General features: G+C 62.9%; 25 protein-coding genes and 1 riboswitch. Of the genes, 14 read left to right on the forward strand and 11 right to left on the reverse strand.

The annotated features are described in order from the left end of the window. Positions 1-8: 8 nt before the first annotated feature. Together pmtA and dnaN are read right to left on the reverse strand one after the other, a co-directional pair. On the reverse strand, positions 9-602 hold the full coding sequence (pmtA, locus tag M1E12_RS21070) for a phospholipid N-methyltransferase PmtA (protein WP_113460197.1): 594 nt from the start codon (positions 600-602) through the stop codon (positions 9-11). A 123-nt stretch (positions 603-725) separates the two neighbouring features. Then, positions 726-1844: a DNA polymerase III subunit beta gene (gene dnaN, locus M1E12_RS21075; RefSeq protein WP_113460196.1), complete on the reverse strand. Its 1119-nt coding sequence runs from the start codon at positions 1842-1844 to the stop codon at positions 726-728. Between the two features lie 168 nt (positions 1845-2012). Between dnaN and rsmI the strand changes: the two genes are divergently transcribed. The 9 genes from rsmI to M1E12_RS21120 all read left to right on the forward strand — a co-directional run bounded on the left by rsmI (position 2013) and on the right by M1E12_RS21120 (position 11061). Beyond that, complete coding sequence (gene rsmI / locus M1E12_RS21080) at positions 2013-2987, forward strand: 16S rRNA (cytidine(1402)-2'-O)-methyltransferase (RefSeq protein ID WP_479563179.1); 975 nt, start codon at positions 2013-2015, stop codon at positions 2985-2987. Further along, a complete protein-coding gene (locus M1E12_RS21085; RefSeq protein WP_310240002.1) occupies positions 2984-3352 on the forward strand; it encodes a YraN family protein in 369 nt (122 codons plus the stop codon). The genes rsmI and M1E12_RS21085 overlap by 4 nt, the downstream gene beginning before the upstream one ends. A gap of 135 nt (positions 3353-3487) precedes the next feature. Then, positions 3488-4786, forward strand: a complete 1299-nt coding sequence (locus M1E12_RS21090) for an extracellular solute-binding protein (protein ID WP_310240004.1) — start codon at positions 3488-3490, stop codon at positions 4784-4786. A 69-nt stretch (positions 4787-4855) separates the two neighbouring features. Next, on the forward strand, positions 4856-5737 hold the full coding sequence (locus tag M1E12_RS21095) for an ABC transporter permease subunit (RefSeq protein WP_113460192.1): 882 nt from the start codon (positions 4856-4858) through the stop codon (positions 5735-5737). Between the two features lie 10 nt (positions 5738-5747). Then, positions 5748-6590, forward strand: coding sequence for a sn-glycerol-3-phosphate ABC transporter permease UgpE (gene ugpE / locus M1E12_RS21100; protein WP_479563180.1), 843 nt, complete (start codon positions 5748-5750; stop codon positions 6588-6590). A gap of 14 nt (positions 6591-6604) precedes the next feature. Beyond that, the gene (locus M1E12_RS21105) at positions 6605-7717 is read left to right on the forward strand and encodes a sn-glycerol-3-phosphate import ATP-binding protein UgpC (RefSeq protein ID WP_479563181.1); all 1113 of its coding nucleotides are present in this window, start codon (positions 6605-6607) and stop codon (positions 7715-7717) included. A gap of 130 nt (positions 7718-7847) precedes the next feature. After that, entirely contained in the window at positions 7848-8294 is a 447-nt protein-coding gene (locus M1E12_RS21110; protein WP_479564937.1) for a cupin domain-containing protein, read from the forward strand. Between the two features lie 96 nt (positions 8295-8390). Continuing rightward, positions 8391-9338 (forward strand): glutathione synthase, encoded by a 948-nt coding sequence (gene gshB, locus M1E12_RS21115; protein ID WP_479563182.1) that lies wholly within the window; start codon positions 8391-8393, stop codon positions 9336-9338. A gap of 193 nt (positions 9339-9531) precedes the next feature. Further along, complete coding sequence (locus M1E12_RS21120) at positions 9532-11061, forward strand: YifB family Mg chelatase-like AAA ATPase (RefSeq protein ID WP_479563183.1); 1530 nt, start codon at positions 9532-9534, stop codon at positions 11059-11061. Between the two features lie 28 nt (positions 11062-11089). Here the strand turns inward: M1E12_RS21120 and M1E12_RS21125 are convergent, their stop codons facing one another. From M1E12_RS21125 to M1E12_RS21135, 3 genes are all read right to left on the reverse strand, one after another. Beyond that, positions 11090-12142, reverse strand: coding sequence for an HWE histidine kinase domain-containing protein (locus M1E12_RS21125; protein ID WP_479563184.1), 1053 nt, complete (start codon positions 12140-12142; stop codon positions 11090-11092). A gap of 115 nt (positions 12143-12257) precedes the next feature. Further along, a complete protein-coding gene (cysK, locus tag M1E12_RS21130) occupies positions 12258-13226 on the reverse strand; it encodes a cysteine synthase A (protein WP_113460185.1) in 969 nt (322 codons plus the stop codon). Between the two features lie 174 nt (positions 13227-13400). Continuing rightward, positions 13401-14018: a LysE family translocator gene (locus M1E12_RS21135; protein WP_479563185.1), complete on the reverse strand. Its 618-nt coding sequence runs from the start codon at positions 14016-14018 to the stop codon at positions 13401-13403. 124 nt (positions 14019-14142) lie between these two features. Between M1E12_RS21135 and M1E12_RS21140 the strand changes: the two genes are divergently transcribed. Beyond that, a complete protein-coding gene (locus M1E12_RS21140; RefSeq protein WP_479563186.1) occupies positions 14143-14775 on the forward strand; it encodes a LysE family translocator in 633 nt (210 codons plus the stop codon). Between the two features lie 10 nt (positions 14776-14785). Here the strand turns inward: M1E12_RS21140 and dut are convergent, their stop codons facing one another. Continuing rightward, positions 14786-15262, reverse strand: a complete 477-nt coding sequence (gene dut, locus M1E12_RS21145) for a dUTP diphosphatase (RefSeq protein ID WP_479563187.1) — start codon at positions 15260-15262, stop codon at positions 14786-14788. An 88-nt stretch (positions 15263-15350) separates the two neighbouring features. Here dut and M1E12_RS21150 point away from each other — a divergent pair, with 88 nt between their 5' ends. Together M1E12_RS21150 and M1E12_RS21155 are read left to right on the forward strand one after the other, a co-directional pair. Beyond that, positions 15351-16934 carry a peptide chain release factor 3 gene (locus M1E12_RS21150; RefSeq protein WP_479563188.1) on the forward strand — a complete coding sequence of 528 codons (1584 nt, stop codon included), beginning with the start codon at positions 15351-15353 and terminating at the stop codon, positions 16932-16934. Positions 16935-17101: 167 nt separating this feature from the next. Next, positions 17102-20800 (forward strand): autotransporter domain-containing protein, encoded by a 3699-nt coding sequence (locus M1E12_RS21155; protein WP_479563189.1) that lies wholly within the window; start codon positions 17102-17104, stop codon positions 20798-20800. Positions 20801-20845: 45 nt separating this feature from the next. On the opposite strand, the gene M1E12_RS21160 is transcribed toward M1E12_RS21155, so the two are convergent. After that, positions 20846-21520: an HAD-IA family hydrolase gene (locus M1E12_RS21160; RefSeq protein ID WP_479563190.1), complete on the reverse strand. Its 675-nt coding sequence runs from the start codon at positions 21518-21520 to the stop codon at positions 20846-20848. Positions 21521-21638: 118 nt separating this feature from the next. After that, positions 21639-21735: riboswitch (TPP riboswitch) on the forward strand. A 51-nt stretch (positions 21736-21786) separates the two neighbouring features. On the opposite strand from M1E12_RS21160, the gene thiD reads away from it, so the two are divergent. Further along, a complete protein-coding gene (gene thiD, locus M1E12_RS21165) occupies positions 21787-22614 on the forward strand; it encodes a bifunctional hydroxymethylpyrimidine kinase/phosphomethylpyrimidine kinase (RefSeq protein ID WP_479563191.1) in 828 nt (275 codons plus the stop codon). 5 nt (positions 22615-22619) lie between these two features. On the opposite strand, the gene M1E12_RS21170 is transcribed toward thiD, so the two are convergent. Both M1E12_RS21170 and M1E12_RS21175 read right to left on the reverse strand, forming a co-directional pair. Next, complete coding sequence (locus M1E12_RS21170; protein WP_479563192.1) at positions 22620-23015, reverse strand: GFA family protein; 396 nt, start codon at positions 23013-23015, stop codon at positions 22620-22622. Positions 23016-23083: 68 nt separating this feature from the next. Beyond that, positions 23084-23995: a pirin family protein gene (locus M1E12_RS21175; protein WP_113460177.1), complete on the reverse strand. Its 912-nt coding sequence runs from the start codon at positions 23993-23995 to the stop codon at positions 23084-23086. Between the two features lie 242 nt (positions 23996-24237). Between M1E12_RS21175 and M1E12_RS21180 the strand changes: the two genes are divergently transcribed. Next, a complete protein-coding gene (locus M1E12_RS21180; RefSeq protein ID WP_113460176.1) occupies positions 24238-25065 on the forward strand; it encodes a class II glutamine amidotransferase in 828 nt (275 codons plus the stop codon). A gap of 10 nt (positions 25066-25075) precedes the next feature. Here M1E12_RS21180 and M1E12_RS21185 read toward each other — a convergent pair whose 3' ends face one another. Further along, positions 25076-25429 carry an MmcQ/YjbR family DNA-binding protein gene (locus tag M1E12_RS21185; RefSeq protein ID WP_479563193.1) on the reverse strand — a complete coding sequence of 118 codons (354 nt, stop codon included), beginning with the start codon at positions 25427-25429 and terminating at the stop codon, positions 25076-25078. Further along, a complete protein-coding gene (gene coaBC, locus M1E12_RS21190; protein WP_479563194.1) occupies positions 25426-26640 on the reverse strand; it encodes a bifunctional phosphopantothenoylcysteine decarboxylase/phosphopantothenate--cysteine ligase CoaBC in 1215 nt (404 codons plus the stop codon). The genes M1E12_RS21185 and coaBC overlap by 4 nt, the downstream gene beginning before the upstream one ends. Positions 26641-26652: the final 12 nt, after the last annotated feature.

The following is a 26652-nucleotide window of genomic DNA, read 5'->3' on the forward strand; positions in this document are numbered from 1 at the left end:
GAGGCCGCTCAGGCCCTGCGGTAGATCCAGAGCTGCGCCGGCGGAATGTTGCGCACGACGAAGTCGAAATGCTGGATGTGGTAACGGTCGGGCTTTGCGATGATCGGAGACACCGGACCATAGGTGATCTGCACCACAGGACGGCCTTCCGGGATACGGGACAGAAGGTCCTCGAGCAGTTGGATGCGGGCTTCCATCGGGAAGCTCAGCATTGGTACGGCCGAGATCACGCAATCAAAGGTCTGATCGGCAAAGGCGCCGAGCGATGTCTTCAGATCAAAGGCGTCGCCGTGGATGAAATTGACACCGGCATAATCCTCGACCAGGCGGCGGTAGAAATCCTCGGAATATTCGACGGACACAATCTTTTCGGCGGGAACGCCGCGCGCCAGGATCTGCTTGGTGATGACGCCGGTGCCGGGACCAAGTTCGAGCACGGGCAGACCCGACTTCGGTTCGATGACACTCGCCATGCGCTTGGCGGTGACGGAAGACGTCGGCACGATCGCGCCGACCGTCTTAGGACCCTGCATCATGCCCTTGAAGAAACGGATCTCCTCGTCGAATTTCTTCTCGAACCGTTCCTTCAGTCGGATGGCCATGATCGTCCCTCTCTCGTTGTTGCTCGATTGTTGCGAGCCTATTGCGACAATTTTGGGTCGTTTTGTCGCAATTGCAAGAGAGAATGCCGCATGTGGGCCATAAGCCTGCAGCAGACGGGCAGCTTAGACGCGCATCGGCATCAGGACGTAGAGCGCGTCAGCACCGGCCGTGTCGCGAATGAGCGTCGGCGAACCGGCATCCGCGAGCATAAAGATGGCATCGTCGCCGGAGAGCTGGGCGGTGATGTCGAGCAGATACTTCGCGTTGAAGCCGATCTCCATCGCGTCGCTTTCATAGCCGACGGCGACCTCTTCTGTCGCACTGCCCGAATCCGGGTTGTTGACGGTGAGCATCAGCTGGCCGTCGGCCAGAGCGAGCTTCACGGCGCGGCCACGCTCGGACGAGATCGTCGACACACGGTCGACGGCGCGGGCAAAGGTCTGGCAATCGACGCGCATTTCCTTGTCGTTCGCCTGCGGAATGACGCGCTGGTAATCCGGGAAGGTGCCGTCGATCAGCTTGGAGGTCAGGACCACGGAGCCGATGGAGAGACGGATCTTGGAATCCGAGATCTCGATGCCGATGGTGAGATCCGGATTGTCGATCAGCTTCTGCAGCTCGCCAACGGTCTTGCGCGGGATGATGATGCCCGGCATGCCTTCCGAGCCCGAGGGGGCATCGACATCGGCGCGCGCAAGGCGGTGACCGTCGGTCGCGACGGCGCGCAGCTTCAGCGCACCACCGGCTTCGATCGTGTGCAGGAAGATGCCGTTGAGGTAATAGCGGGTTTCCTCCGTGGAGATCGCAAACTGCGTGCGATCGATCAGCATCTTGAAGTCGGATGCCTTGATCTTGAAGGAATGGGTGAAGGTGCCGGCGGTCAGGTCCGGGAAGTCCGACTGAGGCAGGCACTGCAGCGAGAATTTCGAGCGGCCGGACGCGACCGTCATCGAGCCACCATCCGGATTGGTCGCCAGCAGCACTTCCGAGCCGTCGGGCAGCTTGCGCACGATTTCATAGAGCAGATGCGCCGGCACGGTGGTGGCGCCTGCCTGCTCGACCATGGCCGCGGTGCTTTCGGTGATCTCGAGATCGAGGTCCGTCGCCTTCATGTCGAGTGCCGCGCCTTCGGCCTTCAAAAGCACGTTGGACAGGATCGGGATCGTGTTGCGACGCTCCACCACGCGGTGCACGTGGTTCAGAGACTTGAGGAGATTGGACCGTTCAAGAGTTATACGCATGGGATGCTACCGCTTTCGACGTGTCGTCTTCCGGAGTTCCGGATCGGAATAAGGGGGCCGGGCAGTCCCCGGGCCGGACGATGTGGACGGGCAAAATGGCAGCAAAAGTGCGGGAAAAGCAAGAGGCTCCAAGGTTTTCCACGCCCGTCCCACCGCAAGGTTATCGGAATGGTTTATGGGCCGGCCGCCCTTGCCGTGAGAGTGGGGGTGGAGGATAAAGGCCGCATGACAACAGAAGACAAAAATGCGTTGGCTACCCCGGCCTCGAAGCGCTATCGCCTGAACGACACAGCAGTCGCCTCACGACCGCTGGAGCCCGCGCTTTATCTGGTCGCAACGCCGATCGGCAATCTCGGCGACATCACCATCCGTGCACTCGAAACTTTGGCCGGTGCCGATGTGCTCGCCTGCGAGGATACGCGGGTGACGCGCGTGCTTCTCGACCGCTACGGCATCGAGAACCGGCCTTACGCCTATCACGAGCACAATGCCGACGAGGCAGGCGCTCGCCTGCTGGCAGCCCTCGAAGCCGGCAAGTCTGTCGCTCTGGTCTCCGATGCCGGTACGCCGCTCGTTTCCGATCCGGGTTACCGTCTCGGCCAGCTGGCGATCGAGGCGGGCCACCGCGTCGTGCCGATCCCCGGCGCCTCTGCCCCGCTCGCGGCTCTGGTCGGCTCCGGCCTGCCGAATGACGCCTTCCTCTTTGCCGGCTTCCTGCCGACCAAGGACAAGGCAAAGCGCGACCGACTGCGCGAGCTCGCCAAGGTGCCGGCGACACTGATCTTCTTCGAGTCCCCGCATCGCATCGGCGATACGCTGGCCGCCGCCGCCGACGAACTCGGCGTCGAGCGCTTGGCCTCTGTCTGCCGCGAGCTGACAAAAGCCTTCGAGGAGTTTCGCCGCGGGCCGTTGGGCGATCTCGCTCAAGACTATGCGGACAAGACGGTCAAGGGCGAGATCGTGCTCGTCATCGGTCCGCCGGCCCCCGATGCTGCGCCTGACGCGGCCGATGTCGACCGTTTGCTGACCGAGCTTGCCACCACCCTGCCGACGGCCAAGGCCGCGACGGAAGCCGCCAAGCTGACAGGCCTTCCGCGCAAGGATCTCTATCAGCGTCTTCTGGAACTCAAGGGGACCGCATGAAGCCCAGGAGCGCGGATCGAAAACGCATCCGCGCCGAGAGGCTGGGCCGCTGGTCGGAATACCGCGCGGCGCTCGCGCTGCTCCTCAAGGGCTACCGCATCGTTGCATTACGCTACAAGACGAAGGCCGGCGAAGTGGACATCATCGCGCGGCGCGGCGATCTCGTCATTTTCGTCGAAGTGAAAGCCAGAAGGGACCTCCGCGCCGGCGTCGATGCGGTGAGCTACACCGCCGAACGGCGCATCGAAAACGCCGCAGATCATTGGCTGCGCAGGCAATCCGATGCAACACGACTGTCACTTCGCCATGATATCATCGTGGTGCGGCCCTGGCGTTGGCCCACCCATTTCGAGGGCGCATTTTAGCTTCGTTTCACTTTCGATCAGGGAATCTCGAAAGCTTCGTTTTGTGACAGCTCTGACATAAAACTTTAAAGTCGCTGTCATGGAGCGCGCCTAATGGAGCCCTCACCGCAACAACCGGTGGAGAGGATCTATTCCATGATCAAGAAGATTTCCCTGGCCGCTCTGGCCCTGACCATGACCGCATCGACGACGCTTGCCGCGACCAACATCACCTGGTGGCACGGCATGGGTGGCCGCAATGGCGAAGTGATCAACGAGATCGCTCAGAAGTTCAACGCTGCCCAGACCGAATGCGTTCTGACGCCCGTTTCGAAGGGCTCGTACGAAGAAGCCCTGTCGGCTGGCATCGCCGCCTTCCGTTCGGGCGAGCAGCCGAACATCCTGCAGGTCTTTGACGCAGGCGCCGCGACCATCATCAACGCCAAGGGCGCGACCATTCCGGCCGAAGACCTCCTGAAGGACAACGGCTTCGAATTCAACCGCGAAGCCTTCATCGAAGGCGTGCGTTATTTCTACGCTGACTCCGATGGCAAGTTCGTCGGTATGCCGTTCAATTCCTCGGCGCCGATCATGTACATCAACGACGAAGCCCTGAAGAAGGCCGGCGTCGAAGCCCCCAAGACCTGGGAAGAGTTCGAAGCCATCGCGCCGAAGCTGAAGGAAGCCGGTTACATCCCGCTCGTTCAGTCGCAGCTGACCTGGCAGTTCACCGAGAACTTCTTCTCGCGCAACAACATCCAGTTCGCCTCGAACAACAACGGTTACGACAGCATCGTCGACACGACGATCAACGTCACCGACGAAAACCATGTCATGATGTATGACAAGCTGAAGGCCTGGTATGACCAGGGCCTGTTCGGCTACTACGGTGCCGCCTGGAACGACAACCAGAAGGTCTTCGAAGAAGGCAAGGCTGCTCTCTGGATCGGCTCCTCGGGCTCCTTCGGCGGCCTGCAGAAGACCGCCACCATGCCCTTCTCGGCGACCTTCCTGCCTTACTGGAACTCGATCGAAGGCGCTGGCGTCCACTCCTTCATCGGTGGCGCTGCTCTCTTCGCAATGGCTGGCAAGTCGGCTGAAGAAAACAAGTGCTCGGCCTCCTTCTTCAACTTCCTGACCTCGACCGAAGTCCAGAAGTTCTACCACCAGGCCACCGGCTATGTCGCCATCACCAACGCTGCTTACGAGCTGTCGAAGTCTGAAGGCTACTACAACGAAAAGCCGGCTGCCGAAGTTGGCATCCAGCAGCTCCAGCTGCCGTCTGCCGAGTGGAACAAGGGCTATCGCCTTGGCTTCTACCCGCAGATCCGCGTGATCATGGAGCGCGAATACAACCGTCTCTTCGCCGGTGAAACCACTGCCAAGGACGCCATGGAAACGATCAAGAAGGAAGCCGACGAGCTTCTCGCCCGCTTCGCCAAGACGGCCGGCTGATCACCATACCCTGAGCGACTGAGAAACCCGGGGGCGACAAGCCCCCGGGACTTGCATTGAGAGGGCCCCATGAAGCGCGTCCAGTTCAACTCGCGATATCTGCCATATCTATTCCTGCTACCGCAGTTCGCGATCATCTCCATTTTCTTCTACTGGCCCTCGATGCAGGCGATCACCTCGTCCTTCTATATCGAGGATCCCTTCGGCTTCGGCTCGACCTTCGTCGGCGCTTCCAACTATACCGATGCGCTTACCTCGCCCGAGTATCAGAAAATCGCCCGCTTCACGATCGGCTACAGCCTGATCGTCACCTTCCTGGCGCTCTCCCTCGGCCTGCTGCTCGCCCTGAAGGCGGATGCGGTGATCCGTGGCAAGTCCGCCTATAAGACGCTTCTGATCGTCGTCTATGCCATCGCGCCGCCGGTTGCCGGCCTGATCGGCATGATGCTCTTCGACCAGCATATCGGCCCCTTCGTCAAATTCGCAGCTCTTTTCGGCTGGGAGATGAAGGTGGGGCTGAACTACTTCGACACGGCCTTCGCCATGGTGATGGTCGCCGTCTGGAACCAGATCCCCTACAATTTCATCTTCTTCCTCTCGGGCCTCCAGGGCATCCCGGCCTCGATCCGTGAAGCCGCCGCCATCGACTGCAAGTCCGGCACGCGCCGTTTCTGGACCGTGATCCTGCCGCTGCTCACCCCGACGGCCTTCTTCCTTCTGGTCATCAACATGACCTATTCGCTCTTCGACACCTTCGGCGTCATCGACGTCATCGTGAAAGACAAGCCGGCCAACAATCCGATCACGCTGGTCTACAAGGTCTATCTCGACGGCTTCCGCGGCAATGACCTCGGCTCGTCCTCCGCCCAGTCGGTCATCCTGATGCTGGTCGTTCTGGTGCTGACCATGATCCAGTTCCGCTTCATCGAACGCCGCGTCCATTACGGTTGAGGAGAGCGCCATGTATCGCACCAAATTCTTCGACCACCTGATCCTGCTCGCAGGCGTCATCTTCATGCTCGGGCCGCTGGTGGTCGCCTTCACGACGTCCACCCATTCGGCGGCCGAGATCCATACCAACGGCCTGATGCTGTCGATCGGCGACGACTTCACCTCGACCTATGACAAGGTCCTCTTCAAGTCTGGCGGTTTCACCGGTCAGGTGACAGGCCTGACCATGGCGATGAACTCGCTGATCCTGGGGCTCGGTTTCGCCATCGGCAAGATCGTGCTCTCCATGCTGGCAGCCTACGCCATCGTCTATTTCCGCTTCCGCTTCGCCACCCTGGCCTTCTGGCTGATCTTCACCACGCTGCTTTTGCCGCTCGAAGTGCGCATCATGCCGACCTACAAGGTGATGAGCGATCTCTCGCTGCTCAACAGCTATCAGGGTCTGATCCTGCCGCTTCTGGCATCCGCCACCGGCACCTTCTTCTTCCGGCAGTTCTTCAAGTCCGTGCCCGACGAGCTGCTGGAGGCTGCCCGCATCGACGGCGCCGGCCCCTTCAAGTTCTTCATCGACGTGCTGGTACCGCTGTCGCGCACCATGATCGCCGCCGTCTTCATCATCATGTTTGTCTATGGCTGGAACCAGTATCTCTGGCCCATGCTGATGACGACAGATGAGGGCTTCTACACCCTGATGCGCGGCATCAAGCAGATCCTGCAGGTCTGGGTCGGCTCGCAGATCCCCGATTACAACGAAGCCTTTGCCATGGCCGTGCTCGCACTGCTGCCGCCCGTCATCGTGGTGGTGGTGTTCCAGAGCTGGTTCATCAAGGGCCTGACCGAATCCGACAAGTAAGAGGAGTACGCTCCATGGCGTCCATCGACATCAACGAGGTCTCCAAGATCTACGACAAGGGCGGCGCAAAGGCCGTCGACAGCGTCGACATCCAGATCGAGGATGGCGAATTCATCGTGCTCGTCGGCCCCTCCGGCTGCGGCAAGTCCACGCTGCTGCGCATGGTGGCCGGTCTTGAGGCCATCTCGCAGGGCACGATTTCGATCGGCGACCGCGTGGTCAACGAGGTCGAGCCGGCAGACCGCGACATCGCCATGGTCTTCCAGAACTATGCGCTTTATCCGCACATGACCGTTTTCGACAATCTCGCTTACGGCCTGAAGAACCGCGGCACCCCGAAGGCCGAGATCGCCGCTCGCGTGGCGGAAGCTGCCAGGATGCTGGAGATCGAAAAATATCTCGACCGCAAGCCGCGCGCGTTGTCCGGCGGTCAGCGCCAGCGCGTCGCCATGGGGCGCGCCATCGTCCGCAAGCCCGCCGTCTTCCTCTTCGACGAGCCGCTGTCGAACCTCGACGCCAAGCTGCGCGTCACCATGCGCGGCGAAATCCGCAAGCTGCAGAAGCGCCTGAAGACCACGGCGATCTACGTGACCCACGACCAGCTGGAAGCCATGACACTGGCCGATCGTCTGGTGGTGCTGAACGGTGGCCGGATCGAGCAGATCGGCACGCCGCTCGAGGTCTATAACCGACCGGCCTCCACCTTCGCCGCGAGCTTCATCGGCTCGCCGGCCATGAACCTCGTCAACGGCCGCATCGAGGGCCATGTGCTTTCCATCGGCGACGCCCGCATTCCCCTGGCCGAGACCTGGCAGCAGGGCGAGGTGCGCGTCGGCATCCGGGCAGAAGACTTGGTGCTGGCCGGCGAAGGGGAGGCGATGTTCGATCTCGCGATCGACTACGTCGAGGAATTGGGCGCCCAGCGTCTGGTGCATGGCCTAATCGGCGATCAGCCGCTGACGGCCGTTCTCGGCTCCAATGTGCCGCTTGGCGACCGTCTGCCGCTACACATCGCCCCGAGCCGCCTGCACTTCTTCACGCTCGACACGGGTCGGCGTCTCGAGCCTTCCGTGAGGCAAGCCACATCGGATGCCACTGTTGCGGATCGGAGCGCTGTGCCGGCCTGACCGATCGCTCGCATTTTAACGATCGGGAACACGTCACTTTAGGAGCTTGTGGATAGGGTGCCCTCTGGATTGTGAGGGGGTACTCATGCCGTTGAAACTTCTTTTGGCCGGAATGGCCAGCATGGCGCTGATGGCGCCGAACCGTCGTGCGGATGGTCAGCCACCGGTCATTGCCGCCAATGCGGATCATCTGGCGCTGAAAGCCGCGCCGATCAATCCGGACTGGATCATCAGGGGAACGCCGCTCGCCCGCATCGGCGAGCATTCTCAAGGAGCCGACGAGGCGAGCCTGACCGCCGTCTGGGATTGCACCGCTGGTGAGTTCCGCTGGTACTTCGGCTGGGACGAGACGGTGGTCATCCAGGAAGGCGAAGTGCATGTCACGGCCGAGGATGGAACCCAGCGCATACTGAGAACGGGCGACATCGCCTATTTCCGCCAGGGCACATGGTCGACCTGGCGGGTCGACACTTACGTCCGCAAGGTTGCCTTCCTGCGCAAGCAGTTCCCGGAGCCGCTGGCCACACTTTACCGGATCCGCAACGCGCTGCGGCGCGGGAAATACTCCGCACTTTGACCTGAAACGATCTTCAGCAAATTTGAGGCTGTGCGGCGTTGCCATCCCCTGCCGCACGGCCTACATCTCCGGTGCTTTTCAACGGGGACAAACCACATGGCGAAGATCACCAATGTCGCGGTCCAGATGGACCACGTATCCACGATCAACATCGCGGGTGATTCCACCTTCGCCATGAGCCTGGAGGCTCAGAACCGGGGCTACAAGCTGTTTCACTACACGCCCGACCGGCTGTCAATGCGCGACGGCCGTGTCTACGCAACCGTCGAGCCGATGGAGCTGCGGGACGTCAAGGGCGACCACTTCACGCTGGGTGCGCCGGAACGCATCGATCTCTCGACCATGGACGTCGTCCTGCTCCGCCAGGATCCGCCCTTCGACATGAGCTACATCACCTCGACGCATCTCCTGGAGCGCATTCATCCCAAGACGCTGGTCGTCAATGATCCGGCCTGGGTGCGCAACTCGCCGGAGAAGATCTTCGTCACCGAATTCGCCGACCTGATGCCGCCGACGCTGATCACCAAGGATCCGGCCGAGATCGCCCGCTTCCGCGAAGAGCATGGCGATATCATCCTGAAGCCGCTTTACGGCAATGGCGGCGCCGGCGTCTTCCACTCCACCCGCGATGACCGCAACTTCACCTCGCTGATGGAAATGTTCGCGCAGATGTTCCGCGAGCCCTTCATCGCGCAGGGCTACCTTCCGGCGGTGCGCAAGGGCGACAAGCGCATCATCCTGGTCGATGGCGAACCGGTCGGCGCAATCAACCGCGTTCCCGCCGAACACGACAGCCGCTCGAACATGCATGTCGGCGGTCGCGCCGAGGCGACCGAGCTGACCGCCCGCGAGCGCGAGATCTGCGCGCGCATCGGCCCAGCACTTCGCGAACGCGGCTTCCTGCTTGTCGGCATCGACGTGATCGGCGACTACATGACGGAAATCAACGTCACCTCGCCGACCGGGATCCGTGAGGTGAAGAAATTCGGCGGCGCGGATATCGCCGCACTGCTCTGGGACGCGATCGAACGCAAGCGCGCTTAACCGCCTGATTTCGATATCGAAGTTCCCCCTGTGTTCCCACTGCACAACCGGGCACAACTGAAGCCCTATCGGTAGATGCAGATGTTCCGCAAATGTTCTTGCGGAACGGCTCGTCTTATGCGAGATTGTTCCTGTCGCTACACGCAATATGAAGTTGCATCGGCGACTATAGGTCGATCGGCGAGGGCGGGCGATGGTAGCGCGTATCAGTACGGTTGCATTCCAGGGCATTGAAGGCGTGCCCGTCGAGGTTCAGGTCATGGTGGCGCCCGGCAAGACGGGCATGCAGATCGTCGGCCTGCCCGACAAGGCGGTGGCCGAGAGCCGCGAGCGCGTTCAGGCCGCGCTCCATGCCTCGGGGCTGGCGCTTCCGGCAAAACGGGTGACCGTCAATCTGGCGCCGGCCGATCTGCCCAAGGAAGGCTCGCATTTCGATCTGCCGATCGCGCTCGGTCTGATGGCAGCACTCGGGGCAATCCCCGGCGATGCGCTGCAGGGCTTTCTCGTCATCGGCGAACTCAACCTGGATGGCACCATCGCACCGATCGCAGGCGCGCTTCCGGCGGCGATCAGCGCCAATGCTCTGGACAAGGGGCTCATCTGCCCCGCCGACAGCGGCGCTGAAGCCGCCTGGGCCGGCAGCGAGATCGACATCCTGGCACCCCGCAGCCTGATTGCGCTCGCCAATCATTTCCGCGGCACCCAGGTCCTGTCGAGGCCGGAGCCCTCGGTCAGAGCGCTTCCCGCCAATCTGCCGGACCTTGCCGACATTAAAGGCCAGGAAAGCGCCAAGCGCGCGCTGGAGGTCGCTGCGGCTGGCGGACACAATCTCTTGTTTGTCGGCCCGCCGGGGTCGGGCAAATCCATGCTGGCGGCGCGCCTGCCATCGATCCTGCCGCCTTTGTCCGCGGCCGAATTGCTCGAAGTCTCGATGATCCATTCGATCGCCGGCCAGCTATCCGGTGGCAAGCTCTCCGATCGGCGGCCCTTTCGCACGCCCCATCATTCCGCCACCATGGCAGCGCTCGTGGGCGGGGGGCTCAGAGCCAAGCCGGGTGAGGCCTCGCTGGCCCATCACGGCATCCTGTTTCTCGACGAACTGCCGGAATTTGCGCCGCCCGTGCTCGATGCCCTTCGCCAGCCGCTGGAGACCGGCGAATGCATCATTGCCCGTGCCAACCATCGGGTATCCTACCCCTCCGATTTTCAGCTCGTTGCCGCCATGAACCCCTGCCGTTGCGGCATGGCAGGAGAGCCCGGGCATGTCTGTGCCCGCGGGATCCGCTGCCAGACGGAATATCAGGGGCGAATCTCGGGCCCCCTGATGGATCGCATCGATATCAGGATCGACGTTCCCGCGGTGTCGGCGACCGATCTGATCAAGCCGCGGGCGGCAGAAAGCAGCGCGGATGTCGCAAGACGCGTGGCAGCCGCCCGTGCCCGCCAGCGCGATCGCTTCGAGCGCCTCGGCCTGCCGTTCAGTACCAATGCGCGCTGCTCCACCGCGCTGATCGAGACACTCGCGGAGCCGGATTCCTCGGGCCTGCAGCTCCTGCGCGACGCGGCGGAGAAATTCCGCTTCTCGGCACGGGGATATCACCGGGTGCTGAAGGTCGCCCGCACGCTCGCAGATCTCGACGGCACGGAGACCCTGGGGCGCATTCATCTCGCGGAGGCGATCTCCTATCGCATCGCGTCCGAGCGCCTTGCGGCGGCGGCGTGAGGGGAGGGAAGGTGAGCGGCGGTGAAGCTCAGTTTTCGGCGGCTGCTTCGCTGGTCGGCCGCAGCATGTCGACCGGCAGCAGCAGGCGGACCACGGCCCCTTCCTGGGGATAGCTGATCTCGGTCTGGCCGCGAACGCCGGCAATGACGCGCTTCATCAGCGTCGAGCCGAAGCCACCCGCGCCCGCCACCGGTGGCGTCGGCGCGGGGCCGCCGTTTTCGCGCCAGGTGATGACGAGCTGCTCGTCATTGTCGGCGGTGCTCTCGATCAGCCAGTCGAGGTCCACACGACCACCCTGGACGCTGAGCGCACCGTATTTCGCGGCATTGGTCCCGAGCTCGTGCAGGATGAGGCTGAGCACCACCACGGTCTGTCCGCCGATCGGCACCTTGGGGCCATTGGCGGTGAAACGTGCGGTGCCGACGATGGCGAAGGGCTCCAGCGCCTGGAAGATCACGCTCTGCAAGGAGGCGTCTTCGCCCTTGCGCAGGCCGCGAAGCAACAGGTTGGAGCGCCCGAGCGCCGCCAGTCGGTCACGCAATCGGGCTGCGAGTTCGTCGGCACTCGAAGCATTCTTGAGCGAAAGGCTGATGATGGCGTTGATCGTGGCGAAGATGTTCTTCAGGCGGTGGTCGAGTTCCAGCGCCATCACCTCCTGCTGTTCGGCCAGTCGCTGGATTTCCTCGCGGGCGGTCATTTCCTTGCGATAGGCCTGGGTGACAAGGTAGATCAGAGTCAGCTCGGTCGTCACCACGAAAATGTAGAGCGCCATGGCGAGCAGCGTGCCCACGGAGAAGTCGAAGCGTCCGGGGCTGATGAAGAAATACCAGGCAGAGAGCCCCGAGAGCGCGGCCACCATCACGCCCTGGCGCAGGCCGAAGACGAAGCCGCAGATGATCACGGCGGGGAAGAAGGTGAGGAAGGGAAACCCGGCCGGCAGGACGGGATCGAACCATGCCCTGATGGCCAGCGCCACCGCAAAGACGATGAGGCTTGCCACATAGGTCGCGATCAGGCCGCCACCGGAGAGCGGGTCTTGAACGGAGGCGAAGGCAGGCAGGCGATGAAGAAGTGCGCGCATGGACCCCCGGGAAATGCACTGAAGCAGACAGTCAATTTGTCGTGAGCCAATCTAGCCGGGGATCGCTACGCCCGCAATGGAGGAAGCGCCGGGACCGGCGCTTCCGATCGTCGACTTACTCGCCGAGGCCGGCAAAGAGCGCAGTCGAGAGATAGCGCTCGGCAAAGGAAGGAATGATGACGACGATGGTCTTGCCGGCATTTTCCTCCCGCTGACCAAGCTTGATGGCCGCGGTCAGCGCAGCACCCGAGGAAATGCCGACCGGCACCCCTTCAAGACGCGCAACGAGCCGAGCATGCTCGAAAGCCTCGTCATTGCTGACGGTGATCACCTCGTCATAGACATGGGTGTCGAGAATGGCGGGGGCAAAGCCCGCGCCGATGCCCTGGATCTTGTGCGGACCGGGATTGCCGCCGGAGAGAACCGGGCTGTCGGTCGGCTCGACGGCCACGACCTTGATGTCGGGCTTGCGGCTTTTAAGCACCTGCCCGGTGCCGGTGATCGTGCCGCCCGTGCCGATGCCGGAAACAAAGATGTCGATCTGGCCATCCGTGTCGTTCCAGATTTCCTCGGCCGTCGTCTTGCGGTGGATTTCCGGGTTGGCGGGGTTTTCGAACTGCTGCGGAATGATCGCATCCGGCGTCGTCTCGGCCAGTTCCTGCGCCTTGGCGATGGCGCCCTTCATGCCCTTCGCGCCCTCGGTCAGGACGAGTTCGGCGCCGAGCAGGGCCAGCATCTTGCGGCGCTCGATCGACATGGTCTCGGGCATGGTCAGGATCAGCTTGTAACCCTTGGCGGCGGCGGCGAAGGCGAGCGCGATGCCGGTATTGCCAGAGGTCGGCTCGATCAGCGTGGTCTTGCCGGGGGTGATCTTGCCCTGGGCTTCCAGGCTTTCGATCATGGCCACCCCGATGCGGTCCTTGACGGAGGCGATTGGGTTGAAGAATTCGAGCTTGGCGAGCAGATGCGCCTTCACGCCCTTTTCCTTGGCCAGCTTGTCGAGACGCACGATGGGCGTATCGCCGATCGTCTCGGTGATCGAGCCGTAAACGCGTCCGCGGCCGGGTTTCTTCTGCTCAGTCATGTATCTCTCCCTGATGATGTGTTTGGCGCGAGCTTACGCTTGGCCTGCGCGCCATGCCAGCATAGCCATGCCGCGCCAAGCGCGATCCTTGGAAAAATCTGCTCCCAGACCGTCGTCTCGAACGCCAATGGAGAAAAGCGCTTCAGAGCACGATTGTTGCAGTGAACGGAGAGATCAGGCAGCCCGCGCCGCGATATAGGCCGCCGTCCCGGCGAGGATGCCCGCAGCACTCCGGTTCAACACCTTCAGCGCTTCCGGCCGCTTCAGGAGCCCACGCGCCTGGGCCGCCAGCAGAATATAGGGCAACAGCACGGCCATCAGCACGATGAAGGTCAGCCCGACCAGCAGGAGGTAGTCGGCAAGCCCGATCGCCTCGAGCGGGATGAGCGTCGGCACCAGCGCGACGTAAAACAGCATGGTCTTCGGATTGCCGAGCGTCACCAACAGGCCGGACAGAAAGGACATGGAGGGACGCATGGCACGCTCCGCCTTGATATCCTGCGGCAGGAGACCGGATGTCCAGAGCTTCCAGGCGACATAGACGAGATAGGCCGCACCCAGGAATTTCAGGATCAGGAAAGGCGTGACGAAAGTCTTGGCCAGAACCGAAAGCCCGAGGATCACGGCCGTCAGATAGACGAGATCGCCGAGAATGAGCCCGAGCCCCATGAAGAAGGTCGGACGGAAGCCGGAGCTCAGAGCCAGCGCCACGATCGCGGTCATGCCGGGTCCCGGAATGGCGGCCGCAATGAACAGCGCGCCGCAATAGGCGATGATCGTCGTCAGTGTCATGGATGGTCTCCTGCGCCGCCATTTCTAGTCCTGGAGCGAAAGACTTGCAACGGTGACACGATCGCGATTGCGCCTTCCACCGCTCTGCAGCTAGGAGGCGCAAACCCCTGTGAGAAACGCCCTCATGCCGAGCCTCTCTGCCTTCCTCGCTTTCAGCCTGATCTGCCTTGGCATGGTGCTGACACCGGGCCCGAACATGATCTATCTCGTTTCCCGGTCGATCTGCCAGGGGCCGATGGCCGGCCTTGTTTCGCTCGGGGGCGTGGCACTCGGTTTCGTTGTCTACATGCTGTTGACCGCGCTCGGGATCACCGTGCTGCTGCTCGCCGTGCCATTCGCCTACGACCTTTTGAAATTCTGCGGTGCGCTCTATCTCGGCTGGCTCGCCTGGCAGGCACTGCGCCCCGGCGGGCGCTCGCCCTTCCAGGTGCGCGATCTGCCCGTCGACAGCCCGCGCAAGCTCTTCGTCATGGGCTTCGTCACCAGCCTGCTCAATCCGAAGGTGGCGATCCTATATATGTCGCTCCTGCCGCAGTTCGTCGATCCGGCACGCGGCAGCGTCTTCACCCAGTCCCTCGCCCTCGGCTTCACGCAGATTGCCATCGCCGTGACCGGCAACGGCCTCATTGCCCTCTCCGCCGGCACCATCGCGCTTTTCCTCGCCGGCCGGCCGGTCTGGATGGTGGTGCAGCGCTGGCTGATGGGAACCGTGCTCACCGGGCTGGCGGTGCGGATGGTGATGGAAGCACAGCGGTGACCTCTGGCCCTTACACCCCCGTCGAACCGAACCCGCCGGCGCCGCGCGCCGTGTCGCTCGTCTCGGTCACCTCGGTGACCCGCACCTGCGTCACCGGTGCAATCACCATCTGGGCGATCCGCATGCCACGGGTAATGATGAAGTCTTCCTGGCCGAGATTGATCAGCAGCACCTTCACCTCGCCGCGATAGTCGCTGTCGATGGTGCCGGGTGTATTGAGGCAGGTGACGCCGTTCTTGAAGGCGAGGCCCGAGCGTGGGCGTATCTGAGCTTCGAAGCCCTCAGGGATTTCCATGATGAAGCCGGTGGGCACCAGCGCCCGCGCACCCGGTGCGAGCGTCATCTGTTCCCCGTCGCTCACCGCAGCTCTCAGATCCATGCCGGCCGCCCCTGCCGTCTCGTAGGCCGGCAGGTCGAGCCCTTCGCCATGCGGCAGGCGCTTGAGGTTGAGCACGGGACCGAGGATGTCGGAGCGGATGGCGGACATGGGCAGAAATCCTTTGTTGCCCGCGCTCAATTGCATATTGGCCGTCGAAACGCTAGATAACCGCCCGACCACAAGGAATTCCAGAGATATGGCTGAAACGCTCGCCGAGGCGGTCTCCCGCCGCCGCACCTTTGCTATTATCGCCCACCCGGACGCGGGTAAGACGACGCTGACCGAAAAGCTGCTGTTGTTCGGCGGCGCCATCCAGCTTGCCGGTGAAGTCAAGGCGAAGAAGGATCGCATCCAGACCCGGTCGGACTGGATGAAGATCGAGCGCGAGCGTGGCATCTCGGTCGTGACCTCGGTCATGACCTTCGAATATGAAGGCAATGTCTTCAACATTCTCGACACGCCCGGCCACGAAGACTTCGCCGACGACACTTATCGCACGCTGACGGCCGTCGACGCGGCCGTCATGGTCATCGACGCCGCCAAGGGTATTGAGCCGCGTACGCTGAAGCTCTTCGAAGTCTGCCGCATGCGCGACATTCCGATCATCACCTTCGTCAACAAGATGGACCGCGAAAGCCGCGATCCCTTCGAGATCCTCGACGAAGTCGAAGAAAAGCTCGCGCTCGACACGGCGCCGATCACCTGGCCGGTTGGTCGATCCAAGACCTTCTGCGGCTCCTACCATCTCGCCAACAACACCTATCGCGGCGGCGATGCCCAGGTCGAACCCTTGAAGGTCAACGGCCCGCAAACCGTTGCCGAGAACCTGCCCGAAAACGAGCGCCAGGCCTTCATTGACGAGCTGGAGCTTGCCCGCGAAGCCTGCCGTCCCTTCGATCGCCAGAGCTTCCTCGAAGGGCACATGACGCCGGTCTTCTTCGGCTCGGCGCTGCGCAACTTCGGTGTGCGCGACCTCATCAATGCGCTCGGTGCCTATGCGCCGCCGCCGCGCGACCAGGTGGCCGACACCCGCACGGTGCATGCTGCGGAAGAAAAGATGACGGCCTTCGTCTTCAAGATCCAGGCCAACATGGACCCCAACCACCGCGACCGCATCGCCTTTGCCCGCATCTGCTCCGGCAAGCTGGAGCGCGGCATGAAGGCGCGCCTTGCCCGCACCGGCAAGCAGATGGGCCTCACGGCGCCGCAGTTCTTCTTCGCCTCGCAGCGCCAGCTGGCGGACACGGCCTTTGCCGGCGATGTCGTCGGCATCCCGAACCACGGGACGCTCAGGATCGGCGACACGCTGACCGAGGGCGAAAACCTCGTCTTCCAGGGCGTACCGAACTTCTCGCCGGAAATCCTCCGCCGTGTACGTCTCGAAGATGCGATGAAGGCGAAGAAGCTGAAGGAAGCCCTGCAGCAGATGGCCGAAGAAGGCGTCGTGCAGCTGTTCTCGCCGGAAGACGGCTCGCCGGCCATCGTCGGCGTCGTCGGCGCGCTGCAGCTCGATGTCTTGAAGGAGCGGCTCTCGGCGGAATACGGCCTGCCGGTCTCCTTCGAAATGTCGCGCTTCTCCGTCTGCCGCTGGATTTCCGCCGATAACAGGGATGATCTGGAAAAGTTCATGACCCAGCGCCGCGGCGACATTTGCCGCGATCTCGACGGCGATCCGGTCTTCATGGCGCAGGACCAGTTCTCGCTGCGCTACGAAGCCGAGCGTTATCCGGCAATCAAGATGGCCGCGATCAAGGAATATCACGTCGCCAAGGCGGCGTGATTGTTCTCTGTTCTGCCCAGATCTGGTCCGAATACCTGCGGTTTTTGACCGGATACTGACCTTTGATCTCCGCCTCGGCGTGATACTGTCCGCACAACTGATAATCTTGTGTGGGCGGTCGTTGCGACCGGGGCGTTTTGTTCAAGGCATTTTCTCGTGAAACCCGCTTGCGGGCACTTTTGACGTCGGTCAGCATCCTGCCATTGCTGGCGGGTCCCGCTCACGCCGGCTCGGTCAATTGGACCGGCGCCACCTCGAGCGACTGGTTCACGGACAGCAACTGGGAATGGGGCTCCGGTGCCCCGACGGCTTCCGATGATGCGCGCATCAGCCAGACCGGTGTGGTGCTCGATGGCGAAGATGGCGCGGCTGCCGATCTCTTCGTCGGAACCGGCAGTGGAACGGATGGCGGCCTGACCGTCTGGCGTGAACTCTCGACCACAAATGCGACAATCGCCTACAGCGATAGGTCGATCGGCATGATCACGGTCACCGGCAACCTCGGGAAATGGACAAACACCGGTTCGACCTATATCGGCAACAACGGCGACGGAACCGTCAACGTGCTGACGCAGGGCGAGTTTCTCGGCGGCGTGGTTTATCTCGGCGCTGGAACGACAGGCGAGGGCACGCTCAACGTCTCGAACCAGAGCCGCTTCGAGGCCGATGCATTCTATATCGGATACGGCGGCGGCGGCTCGTTCACGCTGGAGCAGGACGCAACCGCAATCACCGGGCGAACCATCATTGCAGACGGGATCGGATCGTCCGGCAGCGCCACGGTCGCAACCGTCTCGCAGTGGACACTGTCTGACGCGCTGACCATCGGCGGAGGTGGCGTCGGCACCTTGCTGATCAAGGAAGGCGCGGATGTCTCCGGAACGGCAGCCTATATCGGCAATGGCGCCGGTTCCTCCGGCAGCAGCGTCACGGTCACCGGGTCTGGGACAAGCTGGGTCAACACGGGCGAGCTTTTCGTCGGCTCGTTTGGCGATTCGACGCTGGAAATCCGCGAGTCTGCGACGGTGTCGAACGGCAATGCGGTCATCGGTCGCCATTCCACATCATCGGTCACGGTCAGTGGCAGCGGTTCGACTTGGACCACCGGCGCCTTGCTCATCGGCGGCGACCGCTCCGATATGTCGAGTTCTGATCCCGGCGACGGAACGTTGAATATCCAGGCCGGAGGCACGGTCGAAGGCACATCTGCAGTCCTCGGCGACAGCACAGGGTCTGAGGGTACGGTCAATGTCGACGGGACAGGCTCGCTCTGGGACCTCTCCGATCGCGTCAGTGTTGGCGGGCTGGGTGAAGGCACGGTCGTCATCACGAATGGCGGCAAGATCAGTTCGGCTGGTGGCCTCATCGGTCACGAAGCCACCGGATCCGGTCTCGTGACGATCTCCGGCAACGGCAGCCTTTGGGAAAACACCGGTGTCTTTTACGTCGGCAATGTCGGCGATGGTACGCTCCAGCTTCTCGCCGGCGGCGATCTGACCAGCACCGACGGCTATGTCGGCACGGAAAATGGCTCGGACAGCGAGGCCACCGTCAACGGTGCCGGCTCGAGCTGGATCATGAGCGGCGACTTCCTCGTCGGGCATAACGCTGGCGCAGAAGGCTCCGTGACGATCTCCGCGGGTGGCCTCATCGAAAACCGACAGGGCATTCTTGGTGATCTCGCGGGCTCCTATGGCGAGATGCTGGTGACCGGCAATGGGTCTCTCTGGGATGTTTCCAGCGATCTCAACGTTGGACGCATCGGCGAAGGTGCGTTGACCATCGCTCTTGGCGGCGATGTGACCGCAGCCCGCAGCCTCATCGGCAACAATGTCGGATCGGAAGGCACGGCGACGGTGTCCGGCAACGGTTCGACCTGGATCACGACCGGCGGCCTCTATGTCGGCAACGAAGGAACGGGCACACTCATCGTCACGGGTGGCGGTTACGTCTCTGCTGACGAAATCACCATTGCCAACGAGGCGGATTCCACCGGCACGTTAATCATCGGCGCAGCCCTCGGTCAGACCGCGGGCGGGAGCGCCGGCTTCGATGCGGAAGAAATCCATTTTGGGGATGGCGATGGCACCCTCGTCTTCAACTTTGGAGGAAGCGACGTCACCTTCGACTCGCTGATCGACGGTTCAGGTGAGATCGCCGTGGCCAATGGCCGGGTCGTCTACGCAGGCGATGGCAGCGCGTTCACGGGAACCACCAGCATCACCGGCGGAACGCTTCATCTGAACAACGCCACGCTTGGCGGCATCCTCACGGTCTCCGGCTGGGGCACGCTGAGCGGGAAGGGGACGATCGGAGCGACCACCCTCTCCAGCGGTTCCACGGTAACCCCCGGCGATTCCGGCGTTGGGACCCTGACGGTCGACGGCAATCTGGTTTTTGACGCGGGCGCGACCTACGAGGTCGACGTCAACACCACGACCGGTGCGAGCGATCTCCTGCATGCCACAGGCACGGCAACCCTCAACGGCGGCACGGTGCTGCATGTCGGCCCCTCCAGCGGTTACGCGGCCAACCAGTCCTATGTCATCCTCACCGCCGATGGTGGCCTCACGGGGACCTTCGACACGGTCGATACGGATTACAGCTTTCTTGATGCCGCGCTGAGCTACGGCAGCAATGATGCGACATTGACGTTGACCCGCAACGCGACCGATTTCGCGGATGTTGCGCAGTCCACGAACCAGTCGGCCACGGCAGGCGCGGTCGAAAGCCTCGGCTCCGGCAATGCGGTCTACGACGCGATCGTTGTCCTCGACGATGAGACGGCCGCCAACGCCTTCCAGCAGCTTTCAGGCGAAGTCCATGGCCAAAGCATGAGCGTCAGCCTTGAAAACTCCGGCCTTATTCGGAGTGTGGGCGGCAATCGCATGCGCTCGGCCTTCGGCTCTGTCGGCGCCGGCCAGAGCAATGTCGTCTCCCTTGGGGGCGGCAGTTCGAGCGCGCTGGCTTACGGTGAGGAAAAAGCGAAGACGCCGGCCGAACTAGCGGCTGAATCAATCCTCGCAACGCCTGAAAACAACGGCCCCGTCGCCTGGGCGGAAGCCTATGGCGGCTGGGGCAAGAGCTTCGGAGAAAACGGCGATGCCGATCTCTCCAATTCGATCGGTGGCATCGCCTTCGGCATCGATACGGCACTGGGAGATACGAGCTGGAGGCTGGGTGTTCTTGGCGGTTACGGCGCTGCCTCGTTCGAGCTGAGCGACGGTCTTTCCAGCGGGGATAGTGACGATTTCGATATCGGCTTCTATGGCGGCAATCAGTGGGGGCCGCTCGCCCTGCGCTTCGGCGCGCTCTACAAGCATCAGCAGGTCTCGACGCAACGTACGGTCGATTTCGGTGGCTTCTCCGATCAGCTTTCAGCCGATTACGGTACCAACACGGTGCAGGCCTTCGCGGAACTCGGCTATGAGATCAAGATCCGGGACGTGCGGCTGGAGCCCTTCGTCAACCTGGCGCAGGTCCATATGCACACGCCGGCCTTCACGGAAGAGGGAGGTGCGGCCTCCCTGTCACGCCAGGCAAGTGACATGAACCTCACCTTCACCAATCTCGGCCTCAGAGCAGCGACAGAACTGGCGCTTGCCGGGGTGAGCGCGACCGTTCGTGGGGCGGCCGGATGGCAGCATGCCTTCGGCGATACGGAGACGGCATCGACCCTGTCCTTTGCCGGGGGCAGCGATTTCGTCACCTCCAGCAAGACGGCTGCCGAAAACAGCCTCGTCCTGCAAGCGGGGATCGACATGCCGATCGGTACCATGGCGACCGTGGGTATCGGCTTCGATGGCAATTACAGCAATCGCGGCAATGCCCAGTCACTCAAGCTGAACTTCCAGAAGCAGTTCTGACAGGGCTGTGGCGCCAGGCGGCTGGGCGTGCCGCCCTTCACCCCGTCAACCTGCGGCAGAGATCCGCAACCCCTTCGATGGAGCGAACGTCACCGTCAGTCGCTCGTAAGTCGCGATGGTCGGATGCGATGTCTTGAGCGGATGGGCGTGGGTCGCCGTGATAACCGCGACATCGGCGCCGGCGGCTTCGCCGGCCAGAACGCCAGCAAGCACATCCTCGAACACCAGACAGCGCGAGGGGGCAAAGCCGAGCCGTTCAGCACCGAGGCGATAGCCCGCGGGGTCGGGCTTGCCGATCTTCACGTCTTCCGCCGTGACGATCTGCCGAGGCTGGGGCAGGCCGGCCGCGCCGATGCGCGCGCGCGCCAAAGCCGTCGGGGCCGAGGTGACGATGGCCCAGCGGTCTGCGGGCAGGCTTTCGAGAAAGGCGATGGCCCCCGGGATTGGCACGATGCCGTCCAGGTCCTCGATCTCGCCGCGCTCTACTTCAAGCGCCTCTTTTACCACGTCGATACCGGGAAGGTTCAGCGCGCTGATCGTGTCGATCCCGCGCTTGCCATGCATGGTCGGCAGAAAGGTTTCAAGATCGAGCCCGTGCTTCAGTGCCCAGCGGCTCCAGACCCGCTCGGCGGCAGCGATGGAGTTGAGAAGTGTGCCGTCCATGTCGAAGAGGAAACCGTCATAGAAGCGGTCGAAAAGCCGGTCGGGGGAGTGATGCAAGGGAGGGGTCCTGTGATCGATCTGGCAATAGGCTCCCGTACCCGCTCCGGAGAGCGGCGGCAAACACTTAATCCGGCCAATGCAGGTGACAGGCCCCGCGCGGTCGCATAATCTCCCGACGAAGAGACAGGGGCGTCTGGCGGAAGCCGGGCTGAGAAGCACCCTTTGAACCTGAACCAGATCATGCTGGCGGAGGGAGTCGCTCAGGTGCCGCGTCGGGCTTTCCGCGTCTCACCCGTTGCTTCTCCGCCATCGGGGAGAAGCAGATGAAATCATCGACAATCCGCAACGTGCTCAGCATTGCCGGCTCCGATCCCTCCGGAGGGGCGGGGATCCAGGCCGATCTCAAGGCCTTCTCGGCGCGCGGCTGCTATGGCATGGCGGCCTTGACCGCGCTGACGGCGCAAAACACGCAAGGTGTTTCTGCCGTCGTGCCGCTCGACCCGGACTTCGTCGCCGAGCAGATCCGCATGGTCTTTGCCGATGTCAGGGTGGATGCGGTGAAGATCGGCATGATCGCCAATGCCGGCATCGCGTCTGCAGTGGCGGAGGCGTTGGAGCCGCATCGCGGCATTCCCGTGGTTCTCGATCCCGTCATGATCGCCAAGGGCGGAGCGTCGCTGCTCGATCCGGCTGCAGTCGAGGCGCTGAAGAGCAAATTGCTCCCACTCGCCACCCTCCTGACCCCCAATTTGCCTGAGGCGGCGGCTCTGCTCGGCGAGCCTGAGGCCTCCGAGCGCACGGTCATGGAAGCGCAGGCCATCCGGCTCTCAGCGCTCGGGCCGAAGGCCGTGCTGGTGAAGGGGGGGCACCTTAGGGGTGCCGAAAGCTCCGATGTGCTGGTGTCGGAAGGAGAGGTGCGCTGGTTCGAGGCCGCGCGTTTTGTGACACGCAACACCCATGGCACCGGTTGTTCCTTGTCGAGCGCGCTGGCGGCAGAACTTGCAAAGGGGCGGAGCCTCCAGGATGCCGTCCGTCAGGCCAAGACCTGGCTGGCAGAGGCGGTCGTGGCTTCCGGTCGTCTGTCGGTCGGATCAGGTCATGGACCCGTGCATCATTTCCACGCCTTGTGGTCAGACGAGAACAGGCGCTGAAGGCTTCAGCTGCCTTCGTGACGTTCGAGGTCGCGGATATCGAGGAAGAAGGGTAGGGCGGAGCCCAGCCAGGACTGGTGGTGGGGCTTCAAGGCGCGTCGCTGGTCGATGGTGCCCAGCCGAATGCCGATCTCTCCGTCCGCGCTCTCGCGCCAGAGCGGCGAGCCGCAGTCGCCGCAGAAGAATTGATCACTCGGCTGCCCGCTGTCGCCGATCTTTCGGTAGCGATGCGGGACACCTGAGGTGATCTGGAAACTGTTGGAAATGGCCGGGGCGGTCACGCGATAGGCCGAACCCGTCAGCCTCTGGCAATCGGTGCAGTGGCAGATGCCGACGGCCTGTGGATCGACCTCGGCTTCATAGCGGATGGCACCGCACTGGCATGCCCCTGTGACCCGCATTGCACCCTCTGGAAAAAGAAAACCCGGCGGTGGAGTGCCGCCGGGCAAGGTGAACTTGACTGCAGGGGTTAATGATCAGCCTTGATAAAGGTTCCGTTCTGCAGCTCCTTCATCGCCTGCATCAGTTCCTCGCGGGTGTTCATGACGATCGGCCCGTGCCAGGCGACCGGCTCCTTGATCGGCTTGCCGGTGACCAGCAGGAAGCGGATGCCCTGTTCGCCGGCCTGCACGGTAATCTCGTCGCCGGTGTCGAAAACGACCAGCGTCCGGTTGCCGGAGAGATCTCGGATATTCAGCTCTTCCCCCATATACTCCTTCTCCACCTTCACGCCGAAGGGCTTGGAGGCATCGCGGAACGAGCCGGAGCCGGCGAAGATATAGGCGAAGGCGGAACGATAGGTGTCGACCGGGAAGGTCTTGCGCTTGCCTGGCGGCACGGAAATGTCGAGATAGACGGGTTCGGCGGCAATGCCGTCCACCGGTCCGCTCTTGCCCCAGAAGTCGCCGCAGATCACCCGCACCGAGGTGCCGTCATCGTCGATGACGACGGGGATGTCGCCGGACTTGATGTCCTGGTAGCGGGGCTTCGTCATCTTCAGCGAGGAAGGCAGATTGGCCCAGAGCTGGAAGCCGTGCATCCGGCCGGCGAAATCGCCCTTCGGCATTTCCTGGTGCAGAATACCGCTGCCGGCCGTCATCCATTGCAGGTCACCGGCACCCAGCATGCCCTGATTGCCCAGGCTGTCGCCATGCTCGACGGTGCCGGCCAGCACATAGGTGATGGTCTCGATGCCGCGATGCGGATGCCAGGGGAAACCGCGCACATAGTCGCTCGGCGTGTCGTTGCGGAAATCGTCCATCATCAGGAAGGGGTCGGTCATCGAGGGATCGCCGAAGCCGAACACGCGGTGCAGCTTGACGCCGGCCCCCTCCATGGTCGGCGTGGCGCGGCTTTCATGCTTGACGGGACGAATGGACATCGATGCATCTCCTCGGAGAATGATGGCTGAATTGTCCGGCAATATATGCGAGCGCCGCCTTCGGCGCAGGTATACCCGTCAGAACGCAGTGTTCACTTTTGCGCCAGTCGACAGCAGGAAGCATGTTGCGCTGCACGACAAAAATTTGTCATGAATGGTGGCATGTTTGCAAATCATTAGTCTATCGCGCCAAGACTGGACGGCATGCGCAGTCGGTTCGATGGACCTGGGGCAGAATTCAAATGTGTCGTTGGGCGGCTTATCGTGGTGTTCCGATCTTCCTCGAGGAGCTCGTCACCTCTCCTGCGCATTCCCTGATCGAACAATCCCATTGCGCCACCCGCGCCAAGACGGCCACGAACGGGGACGGCTTCGGCCTTGCCTGGTACGGCGATCGCCCCGAACCTGGCCGCTTCCGCGACGTGCTCCCCGCCTGGTCGGACTGCAATCTGAAGAGCCTTGCTAGCCAGATCCGCTCGCCGCTCTTCCTCGCCCATGTCCGCGCTGCGACCCATGGCGCGACCCGTCGCGACAACTGCCATCCCTTCGTGCAGGGCACCTGGTCCTTCATGCACAATGGCCAAATCGACAATTTCGACCGCATCCGCCGGCCCATGGAAGGCATGCTGGACGACGAGCATTTCCATGCACGTGTCGGCACGACCGACAGCGAACTGCTTTTCCTCCTCGCGCTTCAGTTCGGCCTGAGGGACCGTCCGATTGCGGCGATGAGCGAGGCCGTGGGTTTCGTGGAGCAGATCAGCCTGCATCTGACGGGCACCGCCCGCATCCGCATGACGGCGGCTTTCTCCGATGGCAAGACGCTCTACGCGGTCCGCTATTCCACAGACGAGCATGCCCCGACGCTGTTTGCAGCACCCATGGGTCCGAAGGGCAGCTTCTGTCTCGTGTCGGAACCGCTGAATGACGAGACGGATACCTGGGTGGAGATCCCCGCCGGTAGTGCCGTGATCCTCAGCGAGAACGGGCTGGACGCTGCCGAATTCAAGCCCGAGGTCGAACGCACCCGGGTCGACCAGGCCCGCCGGCCGGCGCTGGCGACGGCTTGACCCTCAAGCCTCAGTCGGCGATGCCGAGTTCGCTGCGCAGCTTGCGCGTCAGCGATGCGCTGACTGTGCGGTAGGATCGGGTGAGATAATCGCGGAGCTCCGCATCGCTGAGCTCGCTCCCGGGCTCAACCGTCACCCATTTGCGTTTGGCAAAATAGGGTGCCTGCGAGATGCCTTCCAATGCGGTCAGGATCTCGAAGCTCTCCTCGCTGACCTTGAAGGCAAGGCGGTTATCACCGTCCGTTAGGAGCGCGAAGACTTTTTCCCCGACCTTGGCGACGCTGCTCTCCCATTGGTCGACCAAGCTGGTGCCGGCGAGGCCGTGAACGAAAGTCTCGAAACCGGAACGGGAAAACAGGCTCATGCCCCGGTCCCGCCGATCTGGGTCGCGATCCAGAGCGCCAGCCGTTCTGCGACCTCGTCCTTGGAGAGATCGGGCCAGCCTTCCACACCGTCGCGGGAGATGAGTTTCACGCGATTGCGGTCGCCACCCATGATCCCGGTTTCCGGCGAGACGTCATTGGCGACGATCAGGTCGGCGCCCTTGCGCTCGAGTTTGGAGCGGCCGTTCTCCTCGACATTCTGCGTCTCCGCAGCGAAGCCGACGACGAGACGCGGGCGCTGCGCATGGTGTCCGACAGTCTTCAGGATATCGGGGTTCTCGGTGAGTTCGAGCGGCGGCGGAGCCTCGCCCGGCTGCTTCTTGATCTTCTGACCGGCAGAGGATGCCACGCGCCAGTCGGCGACGGCCGCAACCATCACGGCGATATCGGCTGGGAGGGCGCCAAGCACGGCATCGCGCATCTCCTCGGCTCGCTCCACATGCAGCGTCCGAACTCCTGCGGGATCGTGGATCGTGACGGGCCCGGAAACCAGCGTCACCTCCGCGCCGAGGCGGGCAAGGGCTGCGGCGATCGCATGACCCTGCTTGCCCGACGAGCGGTTGGCGATGTAGCGCACTGGATCGATCGGTTCATGGGTCGGGCCCGATGTCACGACGGCCGTCATGCCCGCGAGCGGCTTCGGCCCGGACAACAGGTCTTCGACACCGGCGACGATATCCAGCGGCTCGGCCATGCGTCCGCGGCCGCGTTCACCGCTTTCGGCCATCTCGCCCTCCATCGGGCCGATCATCTGGATCCCATCGCCCTGGAGCACGCCAACATTCCGCTGGGTGGCCGGATGCGCCCACATCTTCGGGTTCATGGCGGGCGCGACCAGCACGGGCCGGTCGGTCGCGAGCAGCACGGTCGACGCAAGATCGTCGGCCAGCCCGTTCGCCATCTTGGCCATCAGGTCCGCGGTCGCGGGGGCAACAAGCACGAGATCGCATTCGCGCGCCAGCCGGATATGGCCGACATCCTGCTCGTCTTCCCGCGAGAAGAGTTCGGTATAGACATGGGAGGCGGAGAGAGCGCCAACGGCGAGCGGCGTGATGAATTCCTGCGCGCCGCGAGTCATGATCGGACGCACGCTCGCACCGCGTTCCCGGAGCCTGCGGATCAGGTCAAGGCTCTTGTATGCGGCAATGCCACCCGCGATCACAAGCAAAATGCGCATTCCGGCCAAGGTCATGACGGCAAACCC

This window comes from Rhizobium sp. K33, from assembly GCF_056501445.1.

Coding starts and splice junctions, on each gene's coding strand:
- pmtA (WP_113460197.1), bottom strand. CDS start 602: ATGGCCATCCGACTGAAGGAACGGTTCGAGAAGAAATTCGACGAGGAG.
- dnaN (WP_113460196.1), bottom strand. CDS start 1,844: ATGCGTATAACTCTTGAACGGTCCAATCTCCTCAAGTCTCTGAACCAC.
- rsmI (WP_479563179.1), top strand. CDS start 2,013: ATGGTTTATGGGCCGGCCGCCCTTGCCGTGAGAGTGGGGGTGGAGGAT.
- M1E12_RS21085 (WP_310240002.1), top strand. CDS start 2,984: ATGAAGCCCAGGAGCGCGGATCGAAAACGCATCCGCGCCGAGAGGCTG.
- M1E12_RS21090 (WP_310240004.1), top strand. CDS start 3,488: ATGATCAAGAAGATTTCCCTGGCCGCTCTGGCCCTGACCATGACCGCA.
- M1E12_RS21095 (WP_113460192.1), top strand. CDS start 4,856: ATGAAGCGCGTCCAGTTCAACTCGCGATATCTGCCATATCTATTCCTG.
- ugpE (WP_479563180.1), top strand. CDS start 5,748: ATGTATCGCACCAAATTCTTCGACCACCTGATCCTGCTCGCAGGCGTC.
- M1E12_RS21105 (WP_479563181.1), top strand. CDS start 6,605: ATGGCGTCCATCGACATCAACGAGGTCTCCAAGATCTACGACAAGGGC.
- M1E12_RS21110 (WP_479564937.1), top strand. CDS start 7,848: ATGGCGCCGAACCGTCGTGCGGATGGTCAGCCACCGGTCATTGCCGCC.
- gshB (WP_479563182.1), top strand. CDS start 8,391: ATGGCGAAGATCACCAATGTCGCGGTCCAGATGGACCACGTATCCACG.
- M1E12_RS21120 (WP_479563183.1), top strand. CDS start 9,532: ATGGTAGCGCGTATCAGTACGGTTGCATTCCAGGGCATTGAAGGCGTG.
- M1E12_RS21125 (WP_479563184.1), bottom strand. CDS start 12,142: ATGCGCGCACTTCTTCATCGCCTGCCTGCCTTCGCCTCCGTTCAAGAC.
- cysK (WP_113460185.1), bottom strand. CDS start 13,226: ATGACTGAGCAGAAGAAACCCGGCCGCGGACGCGTTTACGGCTCGATC.
- M1E12_RS21135 (WP_479563185.1), bottom strand. CDS start 14,018: ATGACACTGACGACGATCATCGCCTATTGCGGCGCGCTGTTCATTGCG.
- M1E12_RS21140 (WP_479563186.1), top strand. CDS start 14,143: ATGCCGAGCCTCTCTGCCTTCCTCGCTTTCAGCCTGATCTGCCTTGGC.
- dut (WP_479563187.1), bottom strand. CDS start 15,262: ATGTCCGCCATCCGCTCCGACATCCTCGGTCCCGTGCTCAACCTCAAG.
- M1E12_RS21150 (WP_479563188.1), top strand. CDS start 15,351: ATGGCTGAAACGCTCGCCGAGGCGGTCTCCCGCCGCCGCACCTTTGCT.
- thiD (WP_479563191.1), top strand. CDS start 21,787: ATGAAATCATCGACAATCCGCAACGTGCTCAGCATTGCCGGCTCCGAT.
- M1E12_RS21170 (WP_479563192.1), bottom strand. CDS start 23,015: ATGCGGGTCACAGGGGCATGCCAGTGCGGTGCCATCCGCTATGAAGCC.
- M1E12_RS21175 (WP_113460177.1), bottom strand. CDS start 23,995: ATGTCCATTCGTCCCGTCAAGCATGAAAGCCGCGCCACGCCGACCATG.
- M1E12_RS21180 (WP_113460176.1), top strand. CDS start 24,238: ATGTGTCGTTGGGCGGCTTATCGTGGTGTTCCGATCTTCCTCGAGGAG.
- M1E12_RS21185 (WP_479563193.1), bottom strand. CDS start 25,429: ATGAGCCTGTTTTCCCGTTCCGGTTTCGAGACTTTCGTTCACGGCCTC.
- coaBC (WP_479563194.1), bottom strand. CDS start 26,640: ATGACCTTGGCCGGAATGCGCATTTTGCTTGTGATCGCGGGTGGCATT.